At 45.4% G+C, this 26,782-nt stretch carries 25 protein-coding genes; 15 read left to right on the forward strand and 10 right to left on the reverse strand.

Annotation, left to right across the window (positions count from 1 at the left end; translation table 11 throughout):
- Nucleotides 1–7: 7 nt before the first annotated feature.
- The gene (locus tag NIASO_RS13690; protein WP_008586718.1) at nt 8–730 is read right to left on the reverse strand and encodes a hypothetical protein; all 723 of its coding nucleotides are present in this window, start codon (nt 728–730) and stop codon (nt 8–10) included.
- A 931-nt stretch (nt 731–1,661) separates the two neighbouring features.
- Between NIASO_RS13690 and NIASO_RS20440 the strand changes: the two genes are divergently transcribed.
- Together NIASO_RS20440 and NIASO_RS13705 are read left to right on the forward strand one after the other, a co-directional pair.
- Nucleotides 1,662–2,312, forward strand: coding sequence for a MerR family transcriptional regulator (locus NIASO_RS20440; protein WP_008586719.1), 651 nt, complete (start codon nt 1,662–1,664; stop codon nt 2,310–2,312).
- Nucleotides 2,313–2,399: 87 nt separating this feature from the next.
- A complete protein-coding gene (locus tag NIASO_RS13705) occupies nt 2,400–2,921 on the forward strand; it encodes a TlpA family protein disulfide reductase (protein WP_008586721.1) in 522 nt (173 codons plus the stop codon).
- 169 nt (nt 2,922–3,090) lie between these two features.
- Here NIASO_RS13705 and NIASO_RS13710 read toward each other — a convergent pair whose 3' ends face one another.
- The 5 genes from NIASO_RS13710 to NIASO_RS13730 all read right to left on the reverse strand — a co-directional run bounded on the left by NIASO_RS13710 (nt 3,091) and on the right by NIASO_RS13730 (nt 10,549).
- Nucleotides 3,091–4,194, reverse strand: a complete 1,104-nt coding sequence (locus NIASO_RS13710) for a mechanosensitive ion channel family protein (protein WP_008586723.1) — start codon at nt 4,192–4,194, stop codon at nt 3,091–3,093.
- A gap of 105 nt (nt 4,195–4,299) precedes the next feature.
- Nucleotides 4,300–5,079 (reverse strand): UDP-2,3-diacylglucosamine diphosphatase, encoded by a 780-nt coding sequence (locus NIASO_RS13715; protein ID WP_008586725.1) that lies wholly within the window; start codon nt 5,077–5,079, stop codon nt 4,300–4,302.
- A gap of 615 nt (nt 5,080–5,694) precedes the next feature.
- A complete protein-coding gene (locus NIASO_RS13720) occupies nt 5,695–8,391 on the reverse strand; it encodes a TonB-dependent receptor (RefSeq protein WP_245605185.1) in 2,697 nt (898 codons plus the stop codon).
- 309 nt (nt 8,392–8,700) lie between these two features.
- Nucleotides 8,701–9,684, reverse strand: a complete 984-nt coding sequence (locus tag NIASO_RS13725; RefSeq protein ID WP_008586729.1) for a glycosyltransferase family protein — start codon at nt 9,682–9,684, stop codon at nt 8,701–8,703.
- Nucleotides 9,650–10,549, reverse strand: coding sequence for a UDP-2,3-diacylglucosamine diphosphatase (locus NIASO_RS13730; RefSeq protein ID WP_245605186.1), 900 nt, complete (start codon nt 10,547–10,549; stop codon nt 9,650–9,652). Before NIASO_RS13730 ends, NIASO_RS13725 begins: the two co-directional genes overlap by 35 nt.
- A 328-nt stretch (nt 10,550–10,877) precedes the next feature.
- On the opposite strand from NIASO_RS13730, the gene NIASO_RS13735 reads away from it, so the two are divergent.
- On the forward strand, nt 10,878–11,573 hold the full coding sequence (locus tag NIASO_RS13735) for a YjjG family noncanonical pyrimidine nucleotidase (protein WP_008586732.1): 696 nt from the start codon (nt 10,878–10,880) through the stop codon (nt 11,571–11,573).
- 252 nt (nt 11,574–11,825) lie between these two features.
- Here the strand turns inward: NIASO_RS13735 and NIASO_RS13740 are convergent, their stop codons facing one another.
- On the reverse strand, nt 11,826–12,665 hold the full coding sequence (locus NIASO_RS13740; RefSeq protein ID WP_025298980.1) for a metallophosphoesterase: 840 nt from the start codon (nt 12,663–12,665) through the stop codon (nt 11,826–11,828).
- A 148-nt stretch (nt 12,666–12,813) separates the two neighbouring features.
- On the opposite strand from NIASO_RS13740, the gene NIASO_RS13745 reads away from it, so the two are divergent.
- The 4 genes from NIASO_RS13745 to NIASO_RS13765 all read left to right on the forward strand — a co-directional run bounded on the left by NIASO_RS13745 (nt 12,814) and on the right by NIASO_RS13765 (nt 16,632).
- Nucleotides 12,814–13,515: a hypothetical protein gene (locus NIASO_RS13745; RefSeq protein WP_008586736.1), complete on the forward strand. Its 702-nt coding sequence runs from the start codon at nt 12,814–12,816 to the stop codon at nt 13,513–13,515.
- Nucleotides 13,516–13,547: 32 nt separating this feature from the next.
- Nucleotides 13,548–13,910: a hypothetical protein gene (locus tag NIASO_RS13750; RefSeq protein ID WP_008586737.1), complete on the forward strand. Its 363-nt coding sequence runs from the start codon at nt 13,548–13,550 to the stop codon at nt 13,908–13,910.
- Between the two features lie 1,094 nt (nt 13,911–15,004).
- Nucleotides 15,005–15,919: a pseudouridine synthase gene (locus NIASO_RS13760; protein ID WP_008586739.1), complete on the forward strand. Its 915-nt coding sequence runs from the start codon at nt 15,005–15,007 to the stop codon at nt 15,917–15,919.
- Nucleotides 15,916–16,632, forward strand: coding sequence for an RluA family pseudouridine synthase (locus NIASO_RS13765; protein ID WP_008586741.1), 717 nt, complete (start codon nt 15,916–15,918; stop codon nt 16,630–16,632). Before NIASO_RS13760 ends, NIASO_RS13765 begins: the two co-directional genes overlap by 4 nt.
- 202 nt (nt 16,633–16,834) lie before the next feature.
- On the opposite strand, the gene NIASO_RS13770 is transcribed toward NIASO_RS13765, so the two are convergent.
- Nucleotides 16,835–17,725 carry a glycosyltransferase family 2 protein gene (locus NIASO_RS13770; protein ID WP_211139857.1) on the reverse strand — a complete coding sequence of 297 codons (891 nt, stop codon included), beginning with the start codon at nt 17,723–17,725 and terminating at the stop codon, nt 16,835–16,837.
- A gap of 154 nt (nt 17,726–17,879) precedes the next feature.
- Between NIASO_RS13770 and NIASO_RS13775 the strand changes: the two genes are divergently transcribed.
- Nucleotides 17,880–18,674 (forward strand): glycosyltransferase family 2 protein, encoded by a 795-nt coding sequence (locus NIASO_RS13775; RefSeq protein ID WP_008586746.1) that lies wholly within the window; start codon nt 17,880–17,882, stop codon nt 18,672–18,674.
- Nucleotides 18,675–18,682: 8 nt separating this feature from the next.
- Nucleotides 18,683–19,489 (forward strand): glycosyltransferase family 2 protein, encoded by an 807-nt coding sequence (locus NIASO_RS13780; protein ID WP_008586748.1) that lies wholly within the window; start codon nt 18,683–18,685, stop codon nt 19,487–19,489.
- 80 nt (nt 19,490–19,569) lie between these two features.
- Here the strand turns inward: NIASO_RS13780 and NIASO_RS19730 are convergent, their stop codons facing one another.
- Both NIASO_RS19730 and meaB read right to left on the reverse strand, forming a co-directional pair.
- On the reverse strand, nt 19,570–20,505 hold the full coding sequence (locus NIASO_RS19730; RefSeq protein ID WP_008586749.1) for a glycosyltransferase: 936 nt from the start codon (nt 20,503–20,505) through the stop codon (nt 19,570–19,572).
- Between the two features lie 14 nt (nt 20,506–20,519).
- Complete coding sequence (gene meaB / locus NIASO_RS13790) at nt 20,520–21,437, reverse strand: methylmalonyl Co-A mutase-associated GTPase MeaB (RefSeq protein WP_245605187.1); 918 nt, start codon at nt 21,435–21,437, stop codon at nt 20,520–20,522.
- Nucleotides 21,438–21,475: 38 nt separating this feature from the next.
- On the opposite strand from meaB, the gene NIASO_RS13795 reads away from it, so the two are divergent.
- From NIASO_RS13795 to NIASO_RS13820, 6 genes are all read left to right on the forward strand, one after another.
- The gene (locus tag NIASO_RS13795) at nt 21,476–22,114 is read left to right on the forward strand and encodes an LON peptidase substrate-binding domain-containing protein (RefSeq protein WP_008586753.1); all 639 of its coding nucleotides are present in this window, start codon (nt 21,476–21,478) and stop codon (nt 22,112–22,114) included.
- A gap of 187 nt (nt 22,115–22,301) precedes the next feature.
- Nucleotides 22,302–23,030: a type III pantothenate kinase gene (locus NIASO_RS13800; protein ID WP_008586756.1), complete on the forward strand. Its 729-nt coding sequence runs from the start codon at nt 22,302–22,304 to the stop codon at nt 23,028–23,030.
- The gene (locus NIASO_RS13805; RefSeq protein ID WP_008586758.1) at nt 23,002–24,402 is read left to right on the forward strand and encodes a hypothetical protein; all 1,401 of its coding nucleotides are present in this window, start codon (nt 23,002–23,004) and stop codon (nt 24,400–24,402) included. The genes NIASO_RS13800 and NIASO_RS13805 overlap by 29 nt, the downstream gene beginning before the upstream one ends.
- A 95-nt stretch (nt 24,403–24,497) precedes the next feature.
- Complete coding sequence (gene lptC, locus NIASO_RS13810) at nt 24,498–25,112, forward strand: LPS export ABC transporter periplasmic protein LptC (RefSeq protein WP_052356537.1); 615 nt, start codon at nt 24,498–24,500, stop codon at nt 25,110–25,112.
- Between the two features lie 169 nt (nt 25,113–25,281).
- Nucleotides 25,282–26,106, forward strand: a complete 825-nt coding sequence (locus NIASO_RS13815) for an SDR family oxidoreductase (protein WP_008586761.1) — start codon at nt 25,282–25,284, stop codon at nt 26,104–26,106.
- A 151-nt stretch (nt 26,107–26,257) separates the two neighbouring features.
- The gene (locus tag NIASO_RS13820; protein ID WP_044046326.1) at nt 26,258–26,743 is read left to right on the forward strand and encodes a GNAT family N-acetyltransferase; all 486 of its coding nucleotides are present in this window, start codon (nt 26,258–26,260) and stop codon (nt 26,741–26,743) included.
- The last annotated feature ends 39 nt before the right edge of the window (nt 26,744–26,782 follow it).

Genomic DNA, 26,782 nt, shown 5'->3' on the forward strand with positions numbered 1-26,782 from the left:
TGTTTTTTTAATTATTAGGAGGAGGGCAGATTGTTCCGTCATTCAATCCAACACCGTCTGCATCGGCTGCTGATGGTGCAGCAGCACTGAGTACCATCATTTTCGCGTTGCCCTTGCGCGGCGCGGGGCTTAAAAGGCTATGCCCCTCAAAGCCTCCCTGGGCAAGCTTTCCCGACGGGAGAAAATCGTGATAATAACCAGAAGCGTCCTTATAAGCCGGAACTAAAATAAGCGTATGCCGGCCATCTTTACTGTTGTAAATTGGTGGGTATTCCAGGCCGGGGTAAGCAGCATAATACATCTTTATACCCAAATCGGAAGTGCCTACTAATTTACCATCCGGTTTTTTTATTTTGCCATCCTTGACCAGGGCGTCCATCGTGTACACCAATTTCTTAATACTGTCTAAAGAAAAGCTGATCAACCGCGAATCCCAGAACGTTTTGAGGCTGTCTACCGGCTTGCCGTTGTTCCGGGTGTTTATAAGAATATCGTTGTTCAGCCCGTCTGTTATATACCGGTACTGGCTGATGGCAAAAGTGTCCACCATTGCCCTGGCCCTGGCATAATTCAGGTATTTCAGATTAAGCGTATCAGGATTAATGCTGCCTTCTGATACATAAAAGTGCGTATCGTTCAGTTCTTCCCGCAGTTTTTTATTTTCCAGGAACAAATAAATCAGCCCTGCAAGCAGTATCAGGATCAGCAATACGGAAGAGGATCGTTTCATAAGAAATCTTTTATTCGTTAAGTTTTGTGTTGACAGGTATAAAGCTAAATTATCAGACTAAAGATAGGAAAAATTATTCTGTATCAATAAAATACGAATCTGTAATTACATAACAATCAACTTATTAATTATCAATGGTTCTTTTGAGAGGGTAATAGCATCTACCGTAAAAATACGGTACCCGTCTGTGGAAAATACTCCCTGAAATTAGGTACTTCCCCCGTTGATTTCCAAAGGTAAATAATAGCATTTTTGTACCAGTTGCGGAAGGGACGGTACCGGACGAAAAAAGTAACGCAACACGTATCATTAAACAGGCTATGAGAAAAAAGAATATATCAAAATGGTTATTATATCCTTACGCAAAAGTGTCCGGATATTACAATATACTAATTGGCAACACTTTTTCCAGGCTCCGCGCAGAACGGGAGTCCGGCCAATCACCCGCCGAAGCAAGGGCCGAAACATTGCCTTTTCTTTATTGCTGGTACAGGAATCAGGATTTGAATCAATCCAAAAAGCCGGTTAAGATGCGGCCGCAAATACACAATTGATCCCGGAGCATGCTGAAACGCTATTTTATCTGACCTACGGCGAACGCATAGCGCAAGAATAAAGCAACTACCCTGACTGTAGTGGGAGCACCCTAAACTAACGGCCAACCGGGTCGTCCCCTTAAAAGGGATGACCTTTTTGGTCGTTCATCTTGGTTTTACCTGTATTAAGAGTTAAATTGCAGCAAGACGGAGCGATTGTGATAGTTTAACCGCGGGGATGGAAAGGCGCGAAGATTTATAGGGCATGAGTTTTCATTGCCTTGGCGTCATTGAGGTTAAATGATCAGATATCCTCTTTTTGATGATGCCTTAACATTTCATCAGGTATTTTTTTTATACTTTCATCTTTTCGTAAATACCAGATTATACCACCCATGACAAAAACAGCACAACCGCAAGGGGCCTTTTCATTTCTGGAGGAAGTGGAAAAGGTGGAACCATTGCCCCGGCCCAAGAAGAATACGTTGACTCCTCCCAGTCAGATAGTGCTTGAAGAAGAAGTAAGTGCTCCGGAAACGGCCGTACATAAAAACACGGAGGCAGAGAAGGCCGTTGTTGCAGCAGCCCCGGTTGTTGTTATTCCCGAAGAGCCTGTTGCTCCCCGGCCGGAAGAAGCTACAGAACGCCGCCCCCCGGGTACAAGAGGTCGCCGGTCCGTAAAAGAGAACAGTATTGCGGCAGATGCGGTTGAAATGCCGGCAGAAGAAGAGTTGTTTAAAAAACATTATTACAGCATGGGCGAGGTAACGGCGTTATTTAAAGAAAGCCATTCCCTGATCCGCTATTGGGAGTCTGAGTTTGATATATTAAAACCCAAGAAAAACGGCAAGGGTGACCGCTTTTTTCGTCCGCAGGATGTCAAGAACCTGTTTTTGATCTATGACCTGCTGCGCAGGAGAAAATTTACGATCGAAGGCGCAAAAGAATATCTTAAAAACAATAAAAAGGCCGATGAACGCTTTGCGGCCGTGCAATCCCTGCAACGGCTGAAAGGCTTTTTGCTGGAATTGAAAGCAGGAATATAACGGGTAACTATTTGAGGTCTGATCCCGATAGCTATCGGGACTGATGTTTCACGTTTGAGCCTGCGACCTGTAACTTTTTTAAAGAACATGAGAAAATTCATATTGATCGCGGTGTTATCAACCCTTTCCCTTGCAAACTATGCGCAGGATTTTGTAACCACTACGGATGAGCATAATGGCGTAACCGGCAAAATGCTGCTGGGGCATATATCCGACAGTTTATTGAAGGAGGATTCATCCTTTAAATGGTTTACGGAAACACAGCATATTTATGAACCACAAAAAGCGGTGGTGAAAAAACTGGCAGATAAAAGGGGAAAAATACATTTTACTGTTTTTATGGGTACCTGGTGCCCCGACTCCCGCTATGTAATTCCACGCTTTTATAAGATCATCGAAGCATCCGGCATCAATAAGAATAAAATAACCCTTACCGCTGTTGACCGCTCCAAGATGGATAAAAATAACGAGGCGGCCCGTTTAAAAGTCACCCATGTTCCAACTATCATTGTTTACGACCAAACAAAAGAACTGGGCCGGGTAGTGGAATATGGTGAAACCGGCCGGTTTGATGAAGAACTGGCGGCAATTGCGGAAAAAGCGAAGTAGAACAGAGGAATAAGAAATGAAAAATGCAGAAGTGAGTACGGTTAAAGCCGACAAGTTTACTCGCATAAACGAATCTCTCTTTTTCATTTTACATTCTTTATTCGGTATTTTACATTTATACTGAGCAAGACGTAAAAGGGAACTGGCTGGCTATAAAAACTTTACTAATTCATTCCTTGCGAAGTATAGAAGCATCCTGCACAATCTTAATATCATTCACACTTTGCGCGGTATCAATATGCAATTGCTCCATTAGGGAAAGAATTGCGAGGGTGCTGCGCTCGCGTATGGCATTAAAGCTTGCAACATCTGCCCCCGTGAAAAAAATACAGGTTATCACGATGGCATTTGCCGTAACGTTGGTTACAAATACGGTGGGCGACTGAATATCGTTTGTGGCCAGAATTTCCCGGACGCCCTTTAAAAGCGTTTCGACGGTTGCAGCAGGTGTGGACGCCGAAACTTCCAGTTGCAGATCAGCACGACGCTGGATCCGGTTAGACTGGTTATCCAAAATACTATCCACCATTTGCTTATTGGGCACCGTGATGTACGATTTAGCATCCGAGCGGATACGGGTGCTGCGCAGCCCTATTTTTTCAACAGTGCCTGAAACATTATTTATTTTTACAGCATCGCCCATGGCAAAGGGCTTGTCAAAAAAGATGATGAAAGAGGCGATGAGATTTTCCATACTCTCCTTCAATGCCAACGCTACCGCGGCTCCTACAATACTTAACCCTGTCAGTAAGTCCCTTATTGGATATTTAAAGGTATACTTCAGAATAAAAAGACCGCCAATAATGCCAATAATAACCTTGATAAAATCCTTAAAAAAGAAAAACAACTGATGGTTGCCCCGCTCAGACATCATCAGATAACGGTTCTGAATCGCAAGCATAATAAAATCTGTGCTTTTGATGATCAACCGGAAAAAAGAAAAAATAACCAAAAAAGAACCGGTCATTTGTAGCAATTCCCGGGAAGTGAGGTGGTAAATATTAAAATCAAGTTCACCGGGGAGTCTTAATTTATCAAGTGCCCCCACTGTAATTAAAACGGCAAGGAACAGGCCCAGCGGTTTGGCAACCAGGGACAGGAAGGTTTGCAGATCAATGTTCTTATAACGTATTTTAAGCAGGGCAAAAATGACTTTGGCAACATAATGGGCGATATACTTTTTAAACAGAACCACAATAAGGATGGTGCTGCCCACTGCCAGATACGTGCGGAGCGTATTATTAAAATAGACCTGATTTAAAACCTCGTTCATAAAAACAAAAATAGAAAATACCGGCCAAGTTTCAGATTACAAGTTTGCGGGATGCCTGCCTAAACGTCGGCAAACGTGAACCGTCGGACCCAATAGCTATCGGGATCAAACATTCCGAATTATTTTTTCATCGCGGTTTAAATAGGAAAGGAGTTGCACATCCTTTCCGTCAAAAACGGCATAGGTAAAAAAGGTGATCCAGTCGCCCAGGTTAATGTAGCGGCTGGACGCCGTAAGCCGGAAGTCGATAGGCAGATGCCGGTGCCCGAAAATAAAGAAATCAAAATGTTCCTGCTGCAATTGCTCCCGGCTGAAAGTGATCAGCCATTCTTTATCTGCACCCAGGAAGGTCTCTTCCGTAGTGCCGGTTTTTGCACGGCTTTTGCGGCTCATATAATTAGCTACCCCCATGCCTACAACCGGCGGCAGTATACCAAACAGCCATTGGCAAACGGGGTTACGGAATATTTTTTTCAGTCGTTTATAGCCATGATCGCCGGGGCCCAAGCCATCGCCATGACCAATGAGGAAGCGTTTCCCATTCCACTCAAATGTTTTAGGTTCAAAATAAACCGGCATATTCAGCTCCTGCTGCAGGTAATCTTTCATCCACATATCATGGTTGCCTACAAAAAAGTAGAGTTGGATGCCCTTGTCCGATAGTTCCGCCAGCTTGCCCAGTATGCGCACAAATCCTTTGGGAACCACATGTCGGTATTCGTACCAGAAATCAAACAGGTCGCCTACAATAAATATTGCTTCGGCTTTGTCTTTGATCTCATCGAGAAATTGTACCAGCAGCCGTTCGCGCTTCAGGCTTTCTTCATGAGTGGGAACGCCTAAATGAAAGTCGGAAAGAAAATAAATATTTTTACCTGCCTGCAAGAATATTCGAATTTGGGCAAAGGTAGAAGAAATCAACTATTGAACCGCAAAGGCGCGGAGGTCCCAGGAGCGCAATATTTTTTCTTCGCCACTGAAGGCACTGCGGCTCTCAGCAAACGAAATAAACCATTGAGGAGTTAAGGTTCATTAAGTTTTGCTCAATGGCCTTAATTTCTAAATGGTTAAAATCGGCGGCGATAAAATAATGGTGAGCGGCTGCAAATCCCGCACAGCGAGGTATCTGTTCAGTCCTGCACCTGCGTTGATCCCTATGGCCCTCGCATGCGCGTCAAGCTAAACACGACATTCAAGCTGCCAGAACTGCAACTACACCAGTATTTGAGCCATTTCCGCTCCGTTGGGAGCGTTGTGTTTATAGCAATCGCAATGGTATTTGTTCAGGCTCCATAGGACGCCCCGTATTCACGCGGCACCTGACGGAGCCGATGCGTTGCGTAGAGGATCATGAATACTATAAACACGCGGCGTTTATAGCGCCTGAATCGTATCGCTTATCTTGACGCATATGCGATAGCCAGCGGGAGTGCGACGCAAGGAAGTCTCATAGTATTGCTGCAGTCGGGTGCATTAAATCGCCACAGGCCATACAACCCATTAAAACAATGACCAGCCGCCGCCCACTTTTTTCTTGGCGCCCGCGGGGCGCAGGTTGTAGGTGAACGTGGCCAGAAAATATTGCCCCAGTATATTACTGTAAACCGTACGCACTGTATTTTGATTGGGGATAATATTCGTATTTCTTGTTTTATTAAGAATATCATTTGCATACAACCGCAATACAGCACGTTCATCTTTGAAGAAAGTAAAATTCACGCCTGCATTCCACATAAACATTCTCCGGTACTCCGGGTTGGCGAAGGCGTTATTATTTAAATAGCGGCCTTCCGTTTCAAAAATGACGTGCTTCACATACCGGATGATCAGTTCCGTTCCCGCCGTCTGGCTAAAGCTACTCTGAGGGGTAAACAGGGGATTGCTATTTTTTACGTTCATATAAGAAAAGGAATAGGCCGGGTTTATTTCCAGCTTATCATTCCAGTTAAAGCCCAGGTTGCTCCATACATTACTGTTCAGGCGCTTTTGTATACTGGGGGCGTCATTGTAAAAGAATTTGTTCTCACGGTATTCCGTCCAGGTGCCTACATTCCAGGAAAAAGTAAAGCTTTGTTTGTTTTTAAAATCCTGGTTTAGTCCGAAGTTGGCTGCCACCCGTTTGCTGCCGTTGGCATTTACCGGTTGTATGGTTTGCAAACCGCTTTTATCAACGGTAATACTTTGTACCACGTCGTTATCGGCGATGTAAGCTTCACCCCAGCTCCATACGTTCAAATGATTTTTGGGATTGTAGGTATTTAAATTGGCGTATACCCGGTTCATTACTGCAGGTAAGAGGTTGGTATTACCGAGATTAATGATATAGGGATTGGTATTATTCAATACCGGGATCATATAACTATAATCGGGCAATAGCATATCGCGCGTAAAATTGACGGTCAGTTTTTTATAGGTGATCTCCAATTGCGGCAATATATTATTCAGTTTCTGAACAACAGGATCATTCATCGTGGAGAGCCGGTTATCAAACTGCTGGTACTGGTAGCGGACACCGGGTGTAATGCTCAATTGCTTTTGTTTAAATTCCAGTCCCGTACTCAAAAAATACCGGTTACTGTTACGGGAAAAGCCGCTGCTGAGGCTGTTATTTTTAAGATCATAACGGGCACCGTTCTTATCAAAGGTGGCGATATCATTTTCCAGGTGCTCGTATTCATAGCGGGTGCCTGCGCGAATAAAAAACTTTTTACTTATGGGCTCCCGGTAGTTGGCTCCTGCATAGGCATACCAGGTAGGAATACGCTCTTCTCTTAACTGGTTGGTCAGGCTATCCAACTGATTGGGATATTGGTAGTGGATCTGCGCATCCGTATAGGTATCGGTTGTTTTCCGGTTCCAGATCAACCCCTGTGTCAGTGAAAACCGGCGCCCGGACTTGGTTTTAGACTGCCGCGTCATAGAAAAGTTCTCTCTTAAAATATCATTCCCGGTTTTACCGTTGATGCCCACGTTACCATTATTCAGGTCGCCCAGGAAATTATTGACGCCGCTTTGCAGGTTATTACTATTATTATCTTCCCCTGCTTTAATATAATTCGCGGTGGCGGTGATCGTGGTTACCGTATCCGGTTTCAGGTTCATCCCTATGCCAAAGGTGTGCGTAGTGCCCTTCACTATCGCATTGTATAATGATGCGTTGGTTACCACTGTATCGCCATTAAAGATCTTTGTAGAAGTATTGGTCTGCAGATCAGTACGCACCCGGCCGAGATAATATTGCGCAAAAAAGGACTTCTTTTTATTGGGCGAATGGTTCAGGTTAAACCCAAGCCCATTGCTGGTGGTGACGCCGCCCAGGCGCGACATACCGCCGAAGTTGATGCCGTTGATGGAAATATTAGATCCGAAATTACTGTTATTGCTGCTGTTATTCCCGCCGCCGCTCACGTCCCTGTTGCGTTGCAGGCCACCGGTTTGCATCAGGTCCGACCAACCAAAACCCGGACGGTTTAAATTATTACTGTAGCCCAAAAGGCTTACCTGTAGTGTATCGCGGAATAAATTGGCAATAGCGCCCGCTTCAAAACGTCCCCCGTTCTCCCCGCCGCCACCGCCGCCATAGGCTTTGCCGAATACACCTTTCTTAACGCCCTTTTTAAAGGTGAGGTTGATCACTTTCCCCACATTATTCAGGTTATCATCACCATTCTCCAATAGTTCGTCCTTATCATCCGTTACCTGTACCTTATCAATTACATTAGAGGGCAAATTCCGGGAGGCCATTTTCGGATCGCTGCCAAAAAAGTTTTTACCGTCCACCAGTATGCGGTTCACTCGTTTTCCGTTCACCATAATATTGCCGTCTTTATCTACCTGCACACCGGGTAGTTTTTTCAGCAGATCTTCCACCAATGCATTGGGAAGCGTCTTAAACGCATTCGCATTAAACTCTACCGTGTCCTTCTTTATAACCATCGGCGGGCGCTCCGCCACCACCAGCACTTCGTCCAGGTCTTTAACGCCCGGTTCCAATGGAATGGTTCCTAAATTAAGATCAGCAGCGCCTTTTGTTAACGAGAATTCCTTACGATATACGCCATACCCCGTAAAAGAAACCAGCAGCCGGTAAGGCAGGTCTTCCGCAAGCCCCGGAATGCGAAACGATCCGTCTTCTGCACTTAAACGGTAGGTAACAACGGAGGTATCTGCGGCTTTAAAAACCGTAACGGTAGCCATATACAGCGGTTTTTGCGTTGCGGAATCGATTAGTTTACCTTTCACGGAACCTTGTGCCCGCAGGTCCGCAGCCGCGCAAAAAGCCATCGCAAAAAGAAAAATTAATTGTAGTTTCTTCAAAGTAGCCGTGTAAAAGTTATGCATACCCTTTACACGCAGGAGAATAAAAAATGTTACAGGGTTTTACGATTTTTTTCGTAAAAACTTTTAGGAGGCGGTAGCTCCCGGCAGATTTGGATCTTTTTAACTCTTGAAACAGGATAAAAGGCAGTTCTCATAACCGCACGCAAACTACTATTCGCTTTTGACTTACACCCCTGCAAACAACCGCTCCATGCTTTGAGGAATGGTTTTACTGTAGTCCATTCTTACCGGCCGGTATTCATTCTGCCATTTTTCAAAAATCGGTACAAAATCGTTATCAATACGGGGAAGCGTTAACACACCCAGTTCTTTCAGCGCCGCAGCATTGCAACATTGTTCATATTGTCCGCGGATGGGTATGGCGATGATCTTTTTACCCAGGTGCAGCGCCTCGGCCGGTGTTTCAAACCCGCCTCCGGTAATTAGCTCGGTACAGTTGATCATGCTTTTATTGAACAGTTTTTTATCAACCGGGATAAATTTTATATTTCCCGTTTCATGTATGGCAGCCGATTGCCGGCTGAAAATCTCGAAGCGGTATTCTTTAAATTTTGAAAAAATTTCGGTAAGCTCTTTTTCGCAATAGGAGGGCAGGTAAACCGTAATGTATCCTTTGTCCCTGGGCTCCGCTTCAAGGATCTCTTTTTTGATTACGGGCGTCAGGATAAAATCATCATAAGATCTGAAATGCAGCCCAAGATAGCGGGTGCTTTTGGAGAAATGCCGCAGCATCCATTCACCAGACTTGCTGATCGTTTCCGGCCGGGGAACCTTATCACTTTGAAAGCTCGCCTGGTGGCCAAAATTTACCGAAGCCAGGCCCCGTTGTTTGCACGCAGCAGAAGTAATATAATCGTAATCATTGATAATAAAATCATAGTCTTCCAGCGGCAGTTCTTTAATCTCCTTTCGCAACGAAAGCGGGTTCACCCGCCGCGCGATCTGCCAGTAATCCAGCCCCCCGTTACAGGTGTAGTACAGGCTCAGTCCCTTACTGCGATATTTTACAGGAGCATCCAGTTTAAGGTTACTATTGCCTCCGCTTAAAAAAATATCAACGGTTCCATATTCTTTTAAATAAGGCAGCAGCTCCATTGCCCGGCTGATATGACCATTACCGGTTGCCTGAACGGCGTAAAAGATCTTCATTGTTTGTAGTTGAAAGTGCATGTAAATAAAAAGCGATCTCATTGGTGAGCACCGTAGCGTTAGGACGTTCTTTTACCGCGCGCTCGGTTTTCATTTCCTGTTCATTATAGGTGTACAGGCTCCATTCGTTTTCATAATATTCCAGCGCCGTCATATGTTCTACCCAATCACCGGAATTCAGGTAATGCACGGTTCCCTCCGGCAGCACTACTTCTTTTTTTTGGGGTTCATGAATATGACCGCAGATCACCGTATCAAATTTTTTCTCGATAGCCAATGCCGCTATTTTTGTTTCAAAGGCATCTATATTAATAATGCGTTTATTAAACTGCTCCATTATTTTTTTTGAGAGTGATAAACGTTCTTTTCCAAAAAACTTCGAAACAGTGTTCATTTTTTTATTAAACCACAACAGCATTGCATAGCCGTTGCTGCCCAGTTTCCCCCAGAATTTTGCCTGCCCGGTAGTGGTATGATCAAATACATCGCCGTGAAAGATCCATACTTTTTTTCCGTTGACCTCAATCACCACTTTATCTGTCAGCAGGAAACCGCCCAGCTCCAGGTCGGAGTAGCGGCGCATGCAATCATCATGATTGCCGGTAATATAAATAACGCGGGTTCCCGAGGAAAGCTTGCTGAATATTTCTTTGATGGCGGATATATGATCCGGCGGGAAATACCTTTTACTGAATTGCCACCCGTCAATAATATCACCGTTTAGGATCAGGACCCTGGGGTCAATGCTTTTGAGATAAGCCGTAAACTCCCTGGCCCTGCTGGCATAGGTACCTAAATGCAGATCAGAAACAACAGCTATTTCAACACGGCGTTGGGGCATCACAAATTGTTTCTCAAAATTCACGAACAGATGTAATCCTTATATTACCGGAATGTTATAATTATATTACGGATGCAGGGGAATGAGAAATAAAAAATAAGGAAGGGCTGTGAATGGTGAATGGGCAAAAGTGAATAAGGCCTAGCGGCGCTGTTCGAAGACGAGATGTTCTTATTATAATCTGCAGCATCTGTGAGTCCCCCTCGCGTCCTTACCCCTCTGCGTCTTTGCGAGAAATATAACCACCATGAGTCTGTGAAAATCTGTGGCATCTGTGAGCCACCTCCGCGTCCTTGCGTCTTCGTAGTTAACCCTAAATCTGTGCCATTTCGTTTTTCCGTATTTTGCAGCAATGAAGTACAAGCATCTCTTTTTTGATCTGGACCATACCTTGTGGGATTTTGATACCAACGCCAAACAAACCTTACAGGACCTCTATGAAACCCTGGCCTTAGAAAAAAAAGGCGTGCATGATTTTGAACAGTTTTACCGGCGTTACCTGGAGCACAATGCAAAACTGTGGGCCCGTTACCGGAATGGTTTTATAAAACAGGCAGAACTAAGGGTAAAACGGATGCAATTGGCTTTGCTGGATTTTAAGATCGGGGATGCTCCCCTGGCCCAGCAAATGAGCCAGCGCTTCCTTGAATTGTTACCCACCCGTAATGCCCTGTTTCCCTATGCAGCAGAGATCCTCGAATACCTTACCGGGAAAAATTACCAACTACACCTGATCACCAATGGTTTTGAGGAAATACAGCACCATAAGATCAACAACTCAGGCATTCATCATTATTTTGATAAGGTCGTTACTTCGGAAGGCTCTAATAGTTTAAAACCTAATAAAGCGATTTTTGATTATGCATTGGATGCCGCCGGCGCAAAAAAAGAGGAAAGCATCATGCTCGGCGACGACCTGGAAGCAGATATTATGGGCGCCGCAAATGCAGGACTGGACCAGGTTTACATCAATCACATAAACAAAACTCCCGATTTTAAGCCTACCTATACCGTTTATTCATTGAAGGAGCTGGAAGCTATTTTTTAAACAGGCATTTTTGATTTTCATGGCTCAGCGGCAGTGCTACTATGTTTCTACGTTGTTCCGATAGCTATGGGAACACTCGTCAGGGTGCTGTCCACCGTTCGGCTAAATCAATAAAAGAATTAATACTGCTATTGTTCAATACCACGAATAAATATTGTTTCAAAACTTATATTTGGCCGGGGAGACGGTAAGACGAAAAGTCAAAGACAATATCTTCCCGCATTTCCGACTTCCCGGCATTGAGCGGCAACCTCAGCCTTTCTGCAGCTCATAAATCGTGATCTCCGGCCGCACATTAAACCGCACCTGCCAGGTAAAACCCAGGGCCCGGTTAATATATAAAGTTCTGCCATCAGCAAAATCAAACTTTCCTGCTGTATAGCGCGGGTTATCCACGGGCAAAAGAGGCGGTGGCAAAAACGGGGGCTTGCACTGGCCGCCATGGGTATGCCCGCTGATCACCCAACCATCATATCCGTGCCATACATCCAGGTCCATTACATCCGGGTTATGGCATAAAACCACATGCGCGCTGTTTTTATTCCGGAAAGGCATCACTTTCTCCGGGTGAAAGTTGGTCCCCCATTTATCATCGATGCCAATAAAATTCAACCCGCTGATCTCCTGCTGTGCATTGCGCAAAACCGGGATCCCTGCTTTTTTAAGGATCGCTTCAATAGTAAAAGCAACCTGATCATTCGACCAGTGTTTTCCGTAATCATGATTTCCAAAGATGGCTATGGTTCCCAGCCTGCCTCTGGGTGCATAAGGGATTAATGTGCTTAACTGTTTATATTGCCGGTCATCGGTATAGGTAATAAAATCACCGGTATAGGCAACAAAATCCGGTTGGTAAGAAGCCGCTTTCACAAACGAATCACGGATATAACTATCCCTTGAAGTGGCGCCGATATGAATATCGCTCAGCTGCATCAATGTTTTCCCCACCAGCGCGTCCGGCAGGTTCTTTATTGGCATGGGAACGCGGGTAAATTCCAGCCAGAAAGGTTCCACTTGCCAACTATACAATCCTGTCAATATACCCGCTCCCCCCAGTATCCCCGCCGTTTTAAAAAATTTTTTCCGGTTCATCAGGTGCAAAAGTAGCCCGCACTGCAATTTTAATCGCAAAACAGAATATTAAACTTTTGTTTTAATGCCCCGTCAAAAGGGTGTTGATAAAATTTTAACAGGCCGAAAGAAGGATTTTCCACAAAACCCCATCTAAAGTAATAACCGTATGACGCAAATTCAGATAAAATATCTCTTAGTGGGCCTCGTGTGCTGTATTGCACTGCAGGTGCCGGCACAGCAGATCCCGTCCAGACCTAACGATGGAGTGCGGCGGGACAATACCAAAACCGACCAGCTAAAAGGCTACCAGCAATTACATCTGAGTTCGGTTCAGCAGCAAAAACTACGGGCCCTTCAAAAGGAAGGTCGTCTGCAGGCAACCGCAATCCGCACCGATCCGCAACTGACCGCTGACGAAAAAAAAGAAAAACTGAAACAGGTTTTTAAAGAGCAAAGCACAAAAAGAAATGCCATGCTTACCCCGGAGCAACAAAAAACCTGGGAAGAACTGGGTCTGGAGAAACAACAGCGCCGGTCCAATGAAACAGTAAAAGTCGACCAAAGAGCCCCGCAAGCGGATAAGGATCATGATATAAATGGCCTGCCTCAAAAAAGCGCATTGCCGCGAAACAACCTGAATCTTAGCCAGCGTCAACGTCAAAAGATGACGGATCTGAACACCCGCCTGAAGGAAAAAGCGGCATCGGTAAAAAGCGATACCACGCTTTCAGATGAGCAGAAGAAAATCCGGTTAACCGCTATGCAGAAAGAAATCCGGCAACAACGAAAGGAACTTTTAACGCCCGAACAATGGCAGCAATGGAAAGCACTAAATAATCAGCAAAAACGTTCCGTAATCAATTTTTAATAAACAGATCCTTTAACTTAAAAAAACAAAAAATGAAGAAATCGTATTTAATCGCCGCAACCATAGGCCTTTTCAGCCTTTCAACCAGCTTTGCCCAGGACAGCGCTAAAGCAAAAAAAGGAATGGAAAACCGCCGGGAGGCCATGTACAGTGATTTGAACCTGACACAGGATCAAAAGGACAAACTGAAAACACTGGATGAAGATGGTTTTAAACAAATGAAGGCCCTGCGTGATGACCAATCACTGTCCGACGATCAGAAAAAATCAAAAATAATGGAGATGCGTAAAGCACAAAAAGAGGCGCGTGATAAGATCCTGACCAAAGAGCAATCCGAAAAACTGGATGCAAAAATGAAAGAAATGCGCGCCAAAAGGGGTGGAGCAGGATCATAACCCTGTCTTATTAGTTAGTTTACCAGATAGATTAGAAGGCCATCCTTAATAGTTAGGATGGCCTTTCTTTTGATACAGATTGTCTAAATTTATTCAACGCAGGCCAGAAAATAGTTCGATATAGGTCTCCCGCTGATCTCGCGGATAGCTATCCCGTTGTGTGAATACAATTATTGCTTTTTATGTTTTTCTACTTTTTTCCCGATCAATCGGGACCAAAAAGTAGAGCAAAAAGGGCATGGTCAAACGAATGCCCCCGGCCGTTTGACCAGCCTCGCACACGAAAACTCAAATGGAAAAGCAGCCTCAAAGCATAAACGAAGAGAGTAGTTGGAGACACTATTCTCCGATTGTCGTATAGTACTTACTGCGTTTATTTTTTTACGGGGGATTATTTTTTAAAAAACGTTCTTTCGTTGCGTAAAAAAGAGGCGCTTAATTGCCCTCTGATTTGCGCGATTTCGATTTCGTTCAGAAATAACAATTGTAATGAGTTTCCCGATGAAATCGAAATAGTTAAGACACCCGAAGTCTTTATTAGAACGTTGTCCGCAAAACAGCAAAAGAAAAAATCAAGCGGAATGGCGATTTTGACGCCGTAAAGGGACTCTGAAAGCATAGAGATGGCAGGCGGGCGTCATAATCAGGCCTGAAGCGCAGATTTTTGCGTTCCTGCCGGGCAAAATAAAGGCTGACTCAAAATAAAATGTTTTAGGCTGGATTTGCCTTTTTGCGGGCGAGATTTTTTGCTCCACTTTTTTATCGACTGAAAAAAGTGGAAAAGAAACAATTAGATAGATTCCTATTCGTCGGTTTCGATGATTGTGTTACAAAGAATGTCGATCTAAATATCTTACCCCGGATTATTCCGTTTATAGACAATGCAACAGACGCCCACACGACAGGAGCTGTCGGCACGTAGACTGCCGCAGAACAGGAACTGAGCTCATCTGCACTTCGTCAAAAGCGAAGCGCCGCGGGAAAGCGGTAAAAAGAGGTTGCAGTGCTATAATGAAAAAGAATTTGGATTATTATAGATTTACAGGCGGTATTGAACGATATTTGTGCCCTTACTGTTGTAAAAATAGCATAACATGAAAAAAATTGACCCGCGGTTTGAAAAATTTGCGAACAAAAAAAGCAATGCCGCAATAAAAGAAGCGTTCAAACAGGAAAAAAGAAAATATAAAAAAGAACGCGCCGCATTCTTTGAACAAAAAAAAGCGGCCGCAAAAACAGTTGCTGCTGCCCCTGTAATAGAACGTAAGACCACCCCTTCTGCGCCACTGATGCCACTGAACAAATACCTGGCCCACAGCGGTGTTTGCTCCAGGAGAGATGCCGCAATCTTGATTAAAGACGGAAAAGTAAAAGTAAATGCCTTGGTGGTAATAGAACCGGGATATAAAGTACAGCCGGGGGATAGCATCACCGCAAACGGAAAGAAAGTCAGCCCCGAAAAAAACCTGGTGTATATCCTGTTAAACAAACCCAAAGATTATATCACCACCACTGATGACCCCCAGAAAAGAAAAACAGTGCTGGATCTTATAAAAACGGCTACCACGGAGCGGGTATACCCCGTGGGACGGTTAGACCGGAATACTTCCGGGGTACTGCTGATCACTAATGACGGAGATCTGGCGCAGAAACTGACCCACCCCAGTAACGAGGTGAGAAAAATCTACGCCGCCACACTGGATAAGCCATTGGATAAAAAAAGCTTTGATCAAATACTGAAAGGCGTGGTGCTGGAGGATGGCCCTGCACCAGTGGACGTGCTGGCCTATGCAGATATGGACGATAAAACCCAGATAGGGATAGAGTTGCACAGCGGCCGCAACCGCATTGTACGCCGCATTTTTGAGGCGGTTGGTTATGAAGTAAAACACCTGGACCGGGTGATGTTTGGCGGGTTGACAAAAAAGAATGTGGAGCGCGGCAAATTCCGCTTCCTCACAGAAAAAGAAGTCCGTAACCTTAAGTTTTTCGGCAAAGGAAAAAAATGAAACTAAAAGAGCTCATCGTTTTTGAAACCGGAGAACTGGTTGCGCTGAATAAGCCTTCGGGCCTGCTTTCCATACCCGACAGGGAGGGAAAAGAGCCCTCGTTAAAAGACCTGCTGCAGGTGCAATATGACGACATTTTTACGGTACACCGCCTGGACCGGGAAACAAGCGGTCTTATTATTTTTGCGAAAACGGCCGCCGCGCACAAACACTTCAGCCAGCAATTTGAGGCACGTAAAACAATAAAAGTCTATACCGGGCTGGTGTTAGGCTCCGTAACAGTACCCGAAGGCCATATAGACGCCCCGATAGCCGAAAACATGGTAAAACGCGGTACCATGATCATTCATCGCCGGGGCAAACAAGCGCTGACGGATTTTAAAGTATTAAAAGATTATGGCCTTTACACCTGGATGCAGTTCAATATCCACACCGGGCGCACACATCAGATACGGGTACATACAAAGGAGATAGGTCATCCGCTGGTGGGTGATACCCTTTACGGAGATGGCAAACCCGTTTTTATTTCGTCTTTTAAAAGCAAATTCAACCTGTCAAAAAATGAGCTCGAAGAACGCCCGATTCTGAACCGGTTGGCGCTGCACGCGGCTCAATTGAAAATAGCCGGCCCCGACGGAAATGTAATTGCCCTGGAGGCGCCATTGCACAAGGATTTAAGAGCCACCTTGCAGCAGTTGGATAAAAGACGATAGCCGTAGCTTATTTAACGCGGATTCGACAAACAAGCAACTTAATATTAATCTTTAACCACATAGATTCAAAGGGCTGCAGGAAGTTTAGATAGTGTAGATTGAAGCTTCGCTTCAATCTTTTGTGCCCCTATAATATTTTGAGAATAAATGGTTTACCCTATATGCCTATGTGGTTTTATTTCTTGCTTTTATCGAACTGGCGTCATTTAAACACTGCCACCAGCGCTTTAAAAAGAGATTTCAATTTTAATAAAACAGAAAGACGGGGCGTTGTTGCCGGCCCCGAATACACGGCGCCTCTTCTCAGAAAATAACTGGAGAAAGTGCCCGCCGTAAGGCCCCATTTACGGATAAACTGGTAATACCCTTTATTTTTTTTTATCCGCTTAACAGACAGGGATCCGAAATGATAAACCCTGCTGGCTGCTATGCCCCTGAAATAACGGATCCCTGTGTTCCATAACTTCATAGAAAAGTCGGGGTCCGAATACATACCCGGAGAAAACTCGGTACTATAACCTCCCACCAGGTCCCATATGTTTTTGTGCACGACATTCGGAGGCCAGGTGGCGCCCATCCAATCGCTCATGGGCAGCGTATTAAACTCGTTTAAAAGCGCTTCTTTTTGAAAATGTTCCAGGTCGGCGCCATAATCTTTTGCGATACTGCAACGGCTTTGCGGGCGCCGTTCAATAGCCGTTGCTGAAATAAAAAAATAATCGTGCCCCACTTCCTGCACCGCCTTCCAAAGGTGCTGATCCCACTGCGGGCACACATACATATCATCATTGATATATAAAATATAATCCGTATAGGCCAGCCGGGCAGCGGCGTTCAGGGCATAACAAACACCAATATTTTCTTTGCTGTGCGTATAATCGATGCCGGGCTGCTCTTTTACCCAATCAAGCGTGCCATCCGCCCCGTCATTTACATGCACAATAATTTGATGCTCAAAATCCGAATGAGATAAAATGCTTGCGATACAGGCTTTTAAATAATCAAGATTATTCCAGGAGGGCAACAGGATGGAGAACTTTTGATGCAGTTTCTTGGTACGTAAGCAATAAGATATGTCCAACAAGTTATTCAATTGGTTTAAATCCGGTTTTAATATTGCCTCGCACTCCTACCATCAGACGTTTTTTCCCATAAAATCTTGCAATAATTTTTTAAATATTCCGCAAAGTTGACCTATCTTGTACAATAATTAAACCAAAATCAGGCGCCGCCGTACCTGTTTCATTATGACTGATCCTCATAATATCTCGCTTGTCGTATCCACTTATAACTGGCCACAGGCCCTGGAATTGGTATTGCTGGGAGTAGCCGCGCAAAAAAAACTGCCGGCCGAAGTATTAATTGCCGACGACGGATCCGGAGCAGCAACAAAAGAATTGATCCGTTCTTTTCAGCATAAATTTCCCGTACCGCTACAGCATATCTGGCAGCCGGATGAGGGTTTTCAACTGGCACGCATCCGCAATAAAGCCATTGCAGCCGCTCAGGCGGATTATATTGTTCAGATCGATGGCGATTCCATCCCGGAAAAGCATTTCATCATGGACCATGCGCGGGTAGCCGAAACCGGTTGTTTTGTGCGGGGCACCCGCGGGCTGCTGACGCCAGGGGCCAGCCAACGTGCTATAGCTCAAAAAAAAATCGCCTTTCATTTTTATTCCTCCGGCGTAAAACATCGCAATAATGTCCTGCGGTCGCCCCTGCTGTTGCCACTGGGCATTAAAAAAGAAACAAACTCCTTCCGGGTTAAAGGCAGCAATATGGGGTTTTGGAGAAAGGATTTTATCCGTGTAAACGGCTACAATAACGCCATGGAAGGCTGGGGGCACGAGGATGAGGAACTGGCCGCGCGCTTTATAAATGCCGGTCTCCGGAAAAAGAAAGTAAAACTGGCCGCCGTTCAGTATCATTTACACCACAAAACGGCGTCGCAGGAACAGGAACCCCTCCATTGCTTGGTATTGGAAAACGTACGTACTCAACTGATTATAGCCTGCACCAATGGCATGGCACAACTTTAACGAAGCATATGAACCCATCAAAAAAACTGACAGTTTCCCTGGTTATTGCCACGTATAACTGGCCGCAGGCGCTGGAATGCAGCCTCAAAAGTGTTTTACGCCAAAGCAGACTGCCGGATGAAGTGATCATCGCAGATGACGGATCTACCCCGCAAACGGCCGCACTTATCGAAACCTACCGGGCGCTGTTTCCCGTACCGCTGCTCCATATCTGGCAGCCGGATGAGGGGTTCCAACTGGCGCGCATCCGCAACAAGGCCATTGCTGCAGCGCAATCTGACTATATTGTTCAGATCGACGGAGACCTGGTACTGCACCGGAACTTTATCAGCGATCACTGCGCCTTCAGCGAGCCAGGATTTTTCGCAACCGGCGGCCGGGTGTTACTGGGCAAATCGTTCTCGGAAAAAGTGCTGGCCCAGCCGCAAAAAAACATTTCTTTTTTTAATAAAGGCATCAAAAACCGGAAGAACAGCATCCGCTACCGGCCCCTGACCCGCCTGTTTAAGAACTACCGCGCCAGTGACGTTTTTTACCTGCGCGGATGTAATATGGCTTTTTGGAGAAAAGACCTGCTCAATATTAATGGCTATAACGAGGCCTTTACCGGCTGGGGCAGGGAAGACAATGAAATTGTAGTGCGACTGTTGAACAGCGGGGTGCAGAAACATGCATTAAAGCACGGCGCCATTGCCTACCACATTTATCATCCCGAAAAAGAGCGCGGCTCCTTAAGCCGCAATGAAGAACTCTTGAGTGCGGCGGTCAGCGGCAGCAGCAAATTTGCGCTTTTGGGGCTGAATCAATACTTGTGAATCTTACAGGTTTCGCAGAATACACAGAATTCAATGCCCTTCTGTAATAATCCCTGGCATCTATGGGCTATTAAATTTATTCATCTTTTTGCCAACCGGTAGGCATGCTTGATTCTGGACAGCAGGCCGCCCATTTTTTTCTTCTTCCAAAGCAGTATTTTTTGATGCCGGGCGATAAATAAAAAAAGCCGCCGGCTAAACGGCTTCGTAAGCGCCCCATGCCACAGTCCGTATAATTGCTGCATAAATTTTTGATGAGCGCCCGGCAATTGCTGAAAAACATTCAAATGCAGGTCGACAAGGCATTTAAAGGAATGATTCTGCTGTCCGGGCCTGAATTCAAAGCCACCATTTACCGTTGTATTAGCTGCATGCACCCGTTGCAGCACCATTGTTTGCGGCCAATAGCTTACACCCCCCGAACAGGCGGCTACTGCAGCGCCATACCAATCATACACCAGTCCTTCCGGCACCGGAAAAACCCTTGCAACCAACTCCCTTCGCATCAAGAGTGCGTGTCCGCTTACAGTATTAAAAATAGCGATCTTCCTCAGGTCCGTTCCCTCAAAACGCCGGTAGCTCCGGTTCCCCTTCCGGTTCCAGTCCTTTTCCCCTTCATTAAAAAACCGCACCGAATTGCAATAGATCAGCGGACTTCCCGGCGGCCAGTTGGCCAACAGCGTCGCAATCTTGTCCGGATGCCAGACATCGTCCTGATCCGCAAATCCCACAATTGCGCCGGTAGCCCTGCTTACGGCGCTGTTGAAATTTTTTGCAAACCCCAGGTTTTCAGCGTTTTTTTCCAATCGGATGCGTGGATCTTTTTCTGAGAACCGGCTCAGTATCAACATAGTATCATCAGTAGAAGCATCATCGCAAATAATGATCTCCAGGTTTTGGTACCGCTGGTTGCAAATAGAATTCAACTGTTCGGCAATATATTTTTCACCATTGTATGTGCACAGCACAATACTTACAAGCAACGACTGGTGGGCTTCAGTTTCCCCAGGGAACATTGGTACGGCTGGTTTTATAAGTCCTGAATAAATTTATACAAATTGAACGACGGTTCCTCGCTTTGAACTGCAAGGGCAGCCGCAAGCTGCGTTTTATCAATATCAGCCATGCGCTTTTTCTGGATCAACTGCCAGGCTTTTTCCGTCAGCAGCCAGGTTTTCCTGTCTCTTATTTGGTTACCCGCTGCTGCTTTCTCAATAGCTGTATAAAGCGCTTCTACTCCCTTCATCGTATGGGCTACGGTGGCGATAACCGGGATAGATGCATGCCCCATCGAAAAAGCCGGTGCCAGCAACTGCCGCAGGTTTTTTGCAAACAGATCCGCGCCCGGGCGGTCGCTTTTATTCACCACAAAAATATCGGCCACTTCCATTAAGCCGGCCTTCATGGTTTGTATTTCATCCCCGGCTTCCGGTACCAAAACCACCACCGTTACATCAGCAAGGCCGGCAATATCCACTTCGCTCTGCCCAACGCCTACCGTTTCCACAATGATCAAGTCGAACGGTGCGGCCTTCAGCAGATCCGTTATTTCCATAATTTTAGGATGCAGGCCGCCCAATGCGCCGCGGCTGGCGAGTGACCGGATAAAAACCCGGTCATCCAGATACCATTGGCTAAGCCGGATGCGGTCGCCCAGCAAGGCCCCCAAATGAAAAGGAGAAGAAGGGTCCACGCAGATAACAGCAACTTTTTTTCCGGCACGCACCGCCAAACCGATCAATGCATCCGTAAGGGTGCTTTTCCCTGCCCCGGGCGGGCCGGTAATACCAATGACCGGTTGCTGTTGCCCCTGTAAACCGGCCAGGAATGCGTCATACCCTGCTACCTCATTCTCTACCAGGCTGATAGCTCTTGCTATCGCTTTTGTAGCGCCTTCGGCCAAACCTTTTGACAGCGACTCCCACATCATATCTGCTAAAATAGTCAAGAATTGACAGGACGGCCTAATATTTTTTACCTTTGGACATGACCAATTTCATCCCCATATTCCCCTTATCTATCGTTGTTTTCCCCCAGGAACAGGTAAACCTGCATATTTTTGAGCCGCGCTATAAACAACTGATCATAGAATCTGTGGCGCAACAAAAGCCTTTTGGCATCCCCGTTGTAATGGACAACAAACTGCAGGATTTTGGTTCTTTGGTATTTGTAGAGGAAATTGTTCAAACCTATGAAAATGGAGAAATGGACATCAAAACAAGGGGCAGCGAGCTCTTCCGGATATTGGAAGTTATAAAAGATATTCCGGAAAAATTATACTCAGGAGCCATTGTCAGCTACCCCGAAAATAACCTCCAGGGTAACGCCCGGATAATGGAGCAACTGATGGCACAGCTACGCCGGTTACACCGCTACCTGCAGGTAATAAAGGATTTTAAAAAGACAGACAATGCCCTCACTACCTATGATATTGCCCACCATTCGGGCCTCACCATTTATGAAGAATATGAATTGCTCCAATTAACGCATGAGCGGCAGCGGCAGGAATATTTAAAGCGTCATTTTGAAAAAATAATCCCTGTTTTTGAAAAAATGGAGGAATTAAAGGCAAAAATTCAATCAAATGGCCATTTCAAGAACCTTAGTGGCTTTGATATTAAATAAACTTGTTTTATTCCCGGTACCGGATAATTTTGTGTGTCGCTTTTTCCCTGAGCCGGCACTTGCAGGTGGCGTTTAAGGGCGGATAACATTAATGTGTTCTTATGTTTCCTTTGCCGCTATCATAATTCTATGTATCTATGTGGTTAAATTTAAAATATCTGAACAAACTTTAATTTATTTTCATACTATGTCATCCACTCTTTGCTTTGATTTTGGCAATACACGCAAAAAAGTAGCCGTTTTTGAGGGGGATACCATTGTGAAAACATTAGTGTTGCAGGATGATACCTGTGAAACCATCCGGTCGCTGATAGCAGCGTACCGGCCAAAAAGATCTATTCTTTCTTCGGTGATCAATCACAATCCTGAAATAGAAACCATTTTAAAAGATACCACCCGGTTTCACCTGCTGAATCATTTATCGAAACTGCCCATCACTACACCTGTTGGCAAACCGGAAACTATTGGGGCAGACCGGCTGGCGATCGCTGCCGGGGGAGTTCATTTTTACCCCGGGAAAAATCTTTTATTAATCGGGTTAGGAACCTGCATTACCACAAATTTTGTAAATAAGTATAAAGAACTGGTGGGGGGCTCCATTTCACCAGGGCTGGAAATGCGGCTAAAATCCTTGCAATATTATACTGCAAAGCTGCCGCTGATCATGCCCAAGACCGATCTGCCCCTGATCGGTTACGATACGGAGACCAATATTTTATCAGGTGTGATCCTTGGAATGGCCTACGAACTGGACGGATTTATAACGGCTTATGCCGAAAAATTCGACAACTTTAACGTGGTATTAACCGGTGGTGATTTACAACATTTGGCATCACACATGAAAAGCAGGATATTTGCCGACCCTGAATTACTTTTTAAAGGCCTATATGCTATTAGTGAAGTCAATAACGCTTAGAAAATTGAACGCAACCACCTGTAAATGTCTTGCAGTAGCAATTTGTTGTACAGGTTTTAACCTCCTGGCTTCTGCCCAGGACAACTCTCCTTACTCAAGATACGCGCTGGGGGATGAAATATCCTCATCCAGTGCCACCAACAGGGGCATGGGGGGCGTTTCTGCTGCTTATAACAGCCCGTCAACCGTAAACTACTCCAATCCGGCCTCTTATTCTTTTTTTCAATCTATAACGGAGGTTGGTACAAAAAAGCAGATCCAGGGACGGGTCGTTCTGGATATCGGATTAGAAGGCCAGGGCCGGACCATGACCGATAATTTAAAACAGGCCCGGTTTACTTCAACTAATATTTTATTCAACAGGGTTTCGGTAGGAGTGCCCCTGCGGCGCAATTGGGGACTTGCCTTTGGATTAAGGCCGCTGAACCGCATCAGCTATGATATCGAGCAAAAAGAGAATCTTAACAGCGAAGGCTCCGGCCAGCGGATCGACTCCGCAACCACCAACCACCAGGGATACGGCGGTTTGTACCTGGCTTCAATAGGAACCGGTGTAAAATTCAAGGTAGGAAAAGATCAATACATCTCCCTTGGGGTAAACGGGGGATATATGTTCGGTTCCCAGAATTATACCACTACAAGAAGCTTGTATAACGACTCTACCTATTATGCAACCGGTACCTGGGATACCCGGACGGGACTAGGGAGGGTATATGCGGATGCCGGTATCCAGTATATGGGCAAAATAGGTAAGAAGCTATACCTGGGGCTCGGCGCTTATGGCAACTGGAAACAAACGATCAATACTTCTTCGGACATTAACACCAGCTCCGTAAATTATAGTTCCACTGCGCCGGATACTTCATACTCTCAAAAAAGTGTAAAAGGAAGCATAGTATACCCCACTAATACCACAGTAGGGTTTGTTTTACAAAAACCGCAGTCGGCAACCGAGTCCGGCTGGTTATTCGGGGCAGATTTTACCAGCTCCAAATGGCAGCAATTCAGGGTAAATGGTGTTCCCGACTCTGCAGTGGCCAATAACTGGAAACTGAAAGTGGGTGCGGAGTTCAGCCCCATCGGTAAAAAGAATTATTTTAGTCATGCCTCTTACCGCATCGGTTTCTATACCGGCCCGGATTATATCACTTATAATGGCAATCAGTTGCCTACTTATGGCGTTTCAGCCGGAATAGGATTGCCGCTGGCCAACTATAATCAAATGGCCCAGGGACAGTTTTCAATGATCAACCTGGCCTTTGAGTATTTCAAACGCGGCAACAGTAAAAACCCCTTGCAGGAAAATGTGTACCGGGTTACTGTTGGGTTCTCTCTTACAGACCTCTGGTTCGGAAAGCGGAGAAGTATGTAAGAAGGAGGCACCTGCCTGCTTATGCTTATTTGCTGTTAACTTCGCACCACGAAGAGAATAAAACGCTGAAATCATTTTTTACATATTTAGCTGTATTGGCTGCTCTGGTATCCGTTTTTTCCTGTGAAAATTCGCAGGAAGAAATTAATGCTTTGAGCAGAAAAGCCTTAATGACGGATAAGGCAATTAAAGTAGTGGGCTATCTTTCCCAGGGAGGCAAGGTAAAAGCAAAACTAACGGCGCCAGTGATGCTCAGGGTTCAGGCAGATACGGTATATACAGAATTCCCCCAAACCCTGCACGTAGACTTTTATAACGATAGTGCCAAAGTGGACAGCAAGCTGGACAGCAAGTATGGCAAATACATGGAATCGATCAGCAAGATCTACCTGCGGGACAGTGTGCGGATTGTTTCAGCAAAAGGCGATACCCTGTATTGCCAGGACCTGTGGTGGGATCAAAACAAACAGCTTTTTTATACCGATAAACCTGCAAAATACAATTCAGCCAACGAGCATTTGCAAGGCGACCAGGGGCTCGAAGCCACGCAGGATCTTAAAAACGTCACGTTCAAAAACGGGCATGGACAGGGGATGTTCAGGGAAGGAGGAGCGCCGGGGCCTGCCGACAGTACGGCGCAAAAAGGTGTTCCTCTTCCGGCGGATACTTCCGGTCGTAAAGGAGCACCGGTCAAAGCCCCCGTTCAATAAAAAATCAGTGAGAAACTTATGGCAATTTCCGCCATCTGTGGAAGTGGAATCTTGTAGTTAAAAAAGCAAGTATCCTGGTCCTAAAGGTCGCCTTTGTCCCACAAACTATAATGAGACCTGAGGGACTGGTGATAAATAAAATATTCGCTTCAATTTTGTAACTTCCCTTATGATCTTCAAAAACAAAACCGCCGTTATTTCCGGCGCTACGCGGGGTATTGGAAAAGCCATTGCTTTGAAACTGGCTTCCGAAGGAGCCAATATTGTTATCGCCGCAAAATCGGTCACAGAAAACGAAAAACTAGGGGGCACTATTTATTCCGCAGCAAAAGAAGTGGAAGTTGCGGGCGGCCAAGCGCTGCCGATCGCCTGTGATGTAAGAGAGGAAGAACAGGTCCGGCATGTAATGGAGGAGGCAAAAAAAGCATTTGGCGGCATCGATATAGTGATCAATAATGCATCCGCCATTTCCTTAACCGATACGGCTTCCACCCCTTTAAAACGGTATAACCTGATGCAGGAAATCAATGTGCGGGGCAGTTTCCTGATGGTGCAGGCGGCCTTGCCTTACTTAAAAGAATCGGCCGCTGCGCATATTCTTACACTATCGCCCCCCATCAACCTCAATCCCAAATGGCTAGGGCCGCATATCGCCTATACCTTGTCCAAATACAATATGAGCCTGCTGACCCTGGGCTGGGCGGCTGAATTTAAAAATATACCCATCGCCGCCAATGCCTTATGGCCCCGAACCACCATCGACACGGCCGCCGTTCGCAACCTGTTGGGCGGAGCGGCCCTTGCCAATATGAGCCGCACCCCGGAAATTGTGGCCGACGCCGCTTTTTATATCCTGCAAAAACCACCGCAAACCTGCACCGGTAATTGTTTTATTGATGAAGAAGTGCTAAAGTCTGAGGGTATTACCGATTTTAGCCGGTATGCGGTTGTTCCAGGCGGAAAATTATACAACGATCTGTTTTTGGACGAATAACGAGTTTTTACAGCTTTTCTGTTAAAAACCGCAGAAAACGATGTTCCCGCATGGTCTTTGTGTCTTTTTCGCCCGGAGCGTTACTTGTTAAAAGTAAAGGGCATTTTAGTGACCTGAAAACAGACAATAAGTGCTGATAGACGATACGATAATGACAAACAATAAATTCGACATAAAACTCAGACCAACGGAAATTGTTGATCTGGACACTTTGTTTCAATTTCAAACTGACAAAGAAGGGGGATACATGGCTGCATTTATGCCTAAAGACCCGACAGACAAAAAGGCTTACATAGAAAAATATACAAAATTGCTGGGCGACCCAACGGTAAACAATCAAACAATCATCCTTGACAATAAGATTGTGGGAAGTATTGCCAAGTTTATTATACAAGGCGACACAGAAATTACCTATTGGATTGACAGAAATTTTTGGGGAAAAGGTATTGCAACACAGGCGCTCAAAACTTTTCTTACTATTGAAACGGTAAGACCAATTTGGGGGCGGGTAGCATTTGATAATTTTGGCTCACAGAAAGTGTTAGAAAAATGTGGTTTTGACAAAATAGGCACCGACAAAGGATTTGCCAATGCCCGACAAGAGGAAACAGAAGAATTTATTTATCAACTGACTTAACACAAACGGAACGGTTCGCCGGACCTGCAGAAAATTTGA

Origin of the sequence: Niabella soli DSM 19437 (genome assembly GCF_000243115.2) — a bacterium.
Taxonomy (GTDB): domain Bacteria; phylum Bacteroidota; class Bacteroidia; order Chitinophagales; family Chitinophagaceae; genus Niabella; species Niabella soli.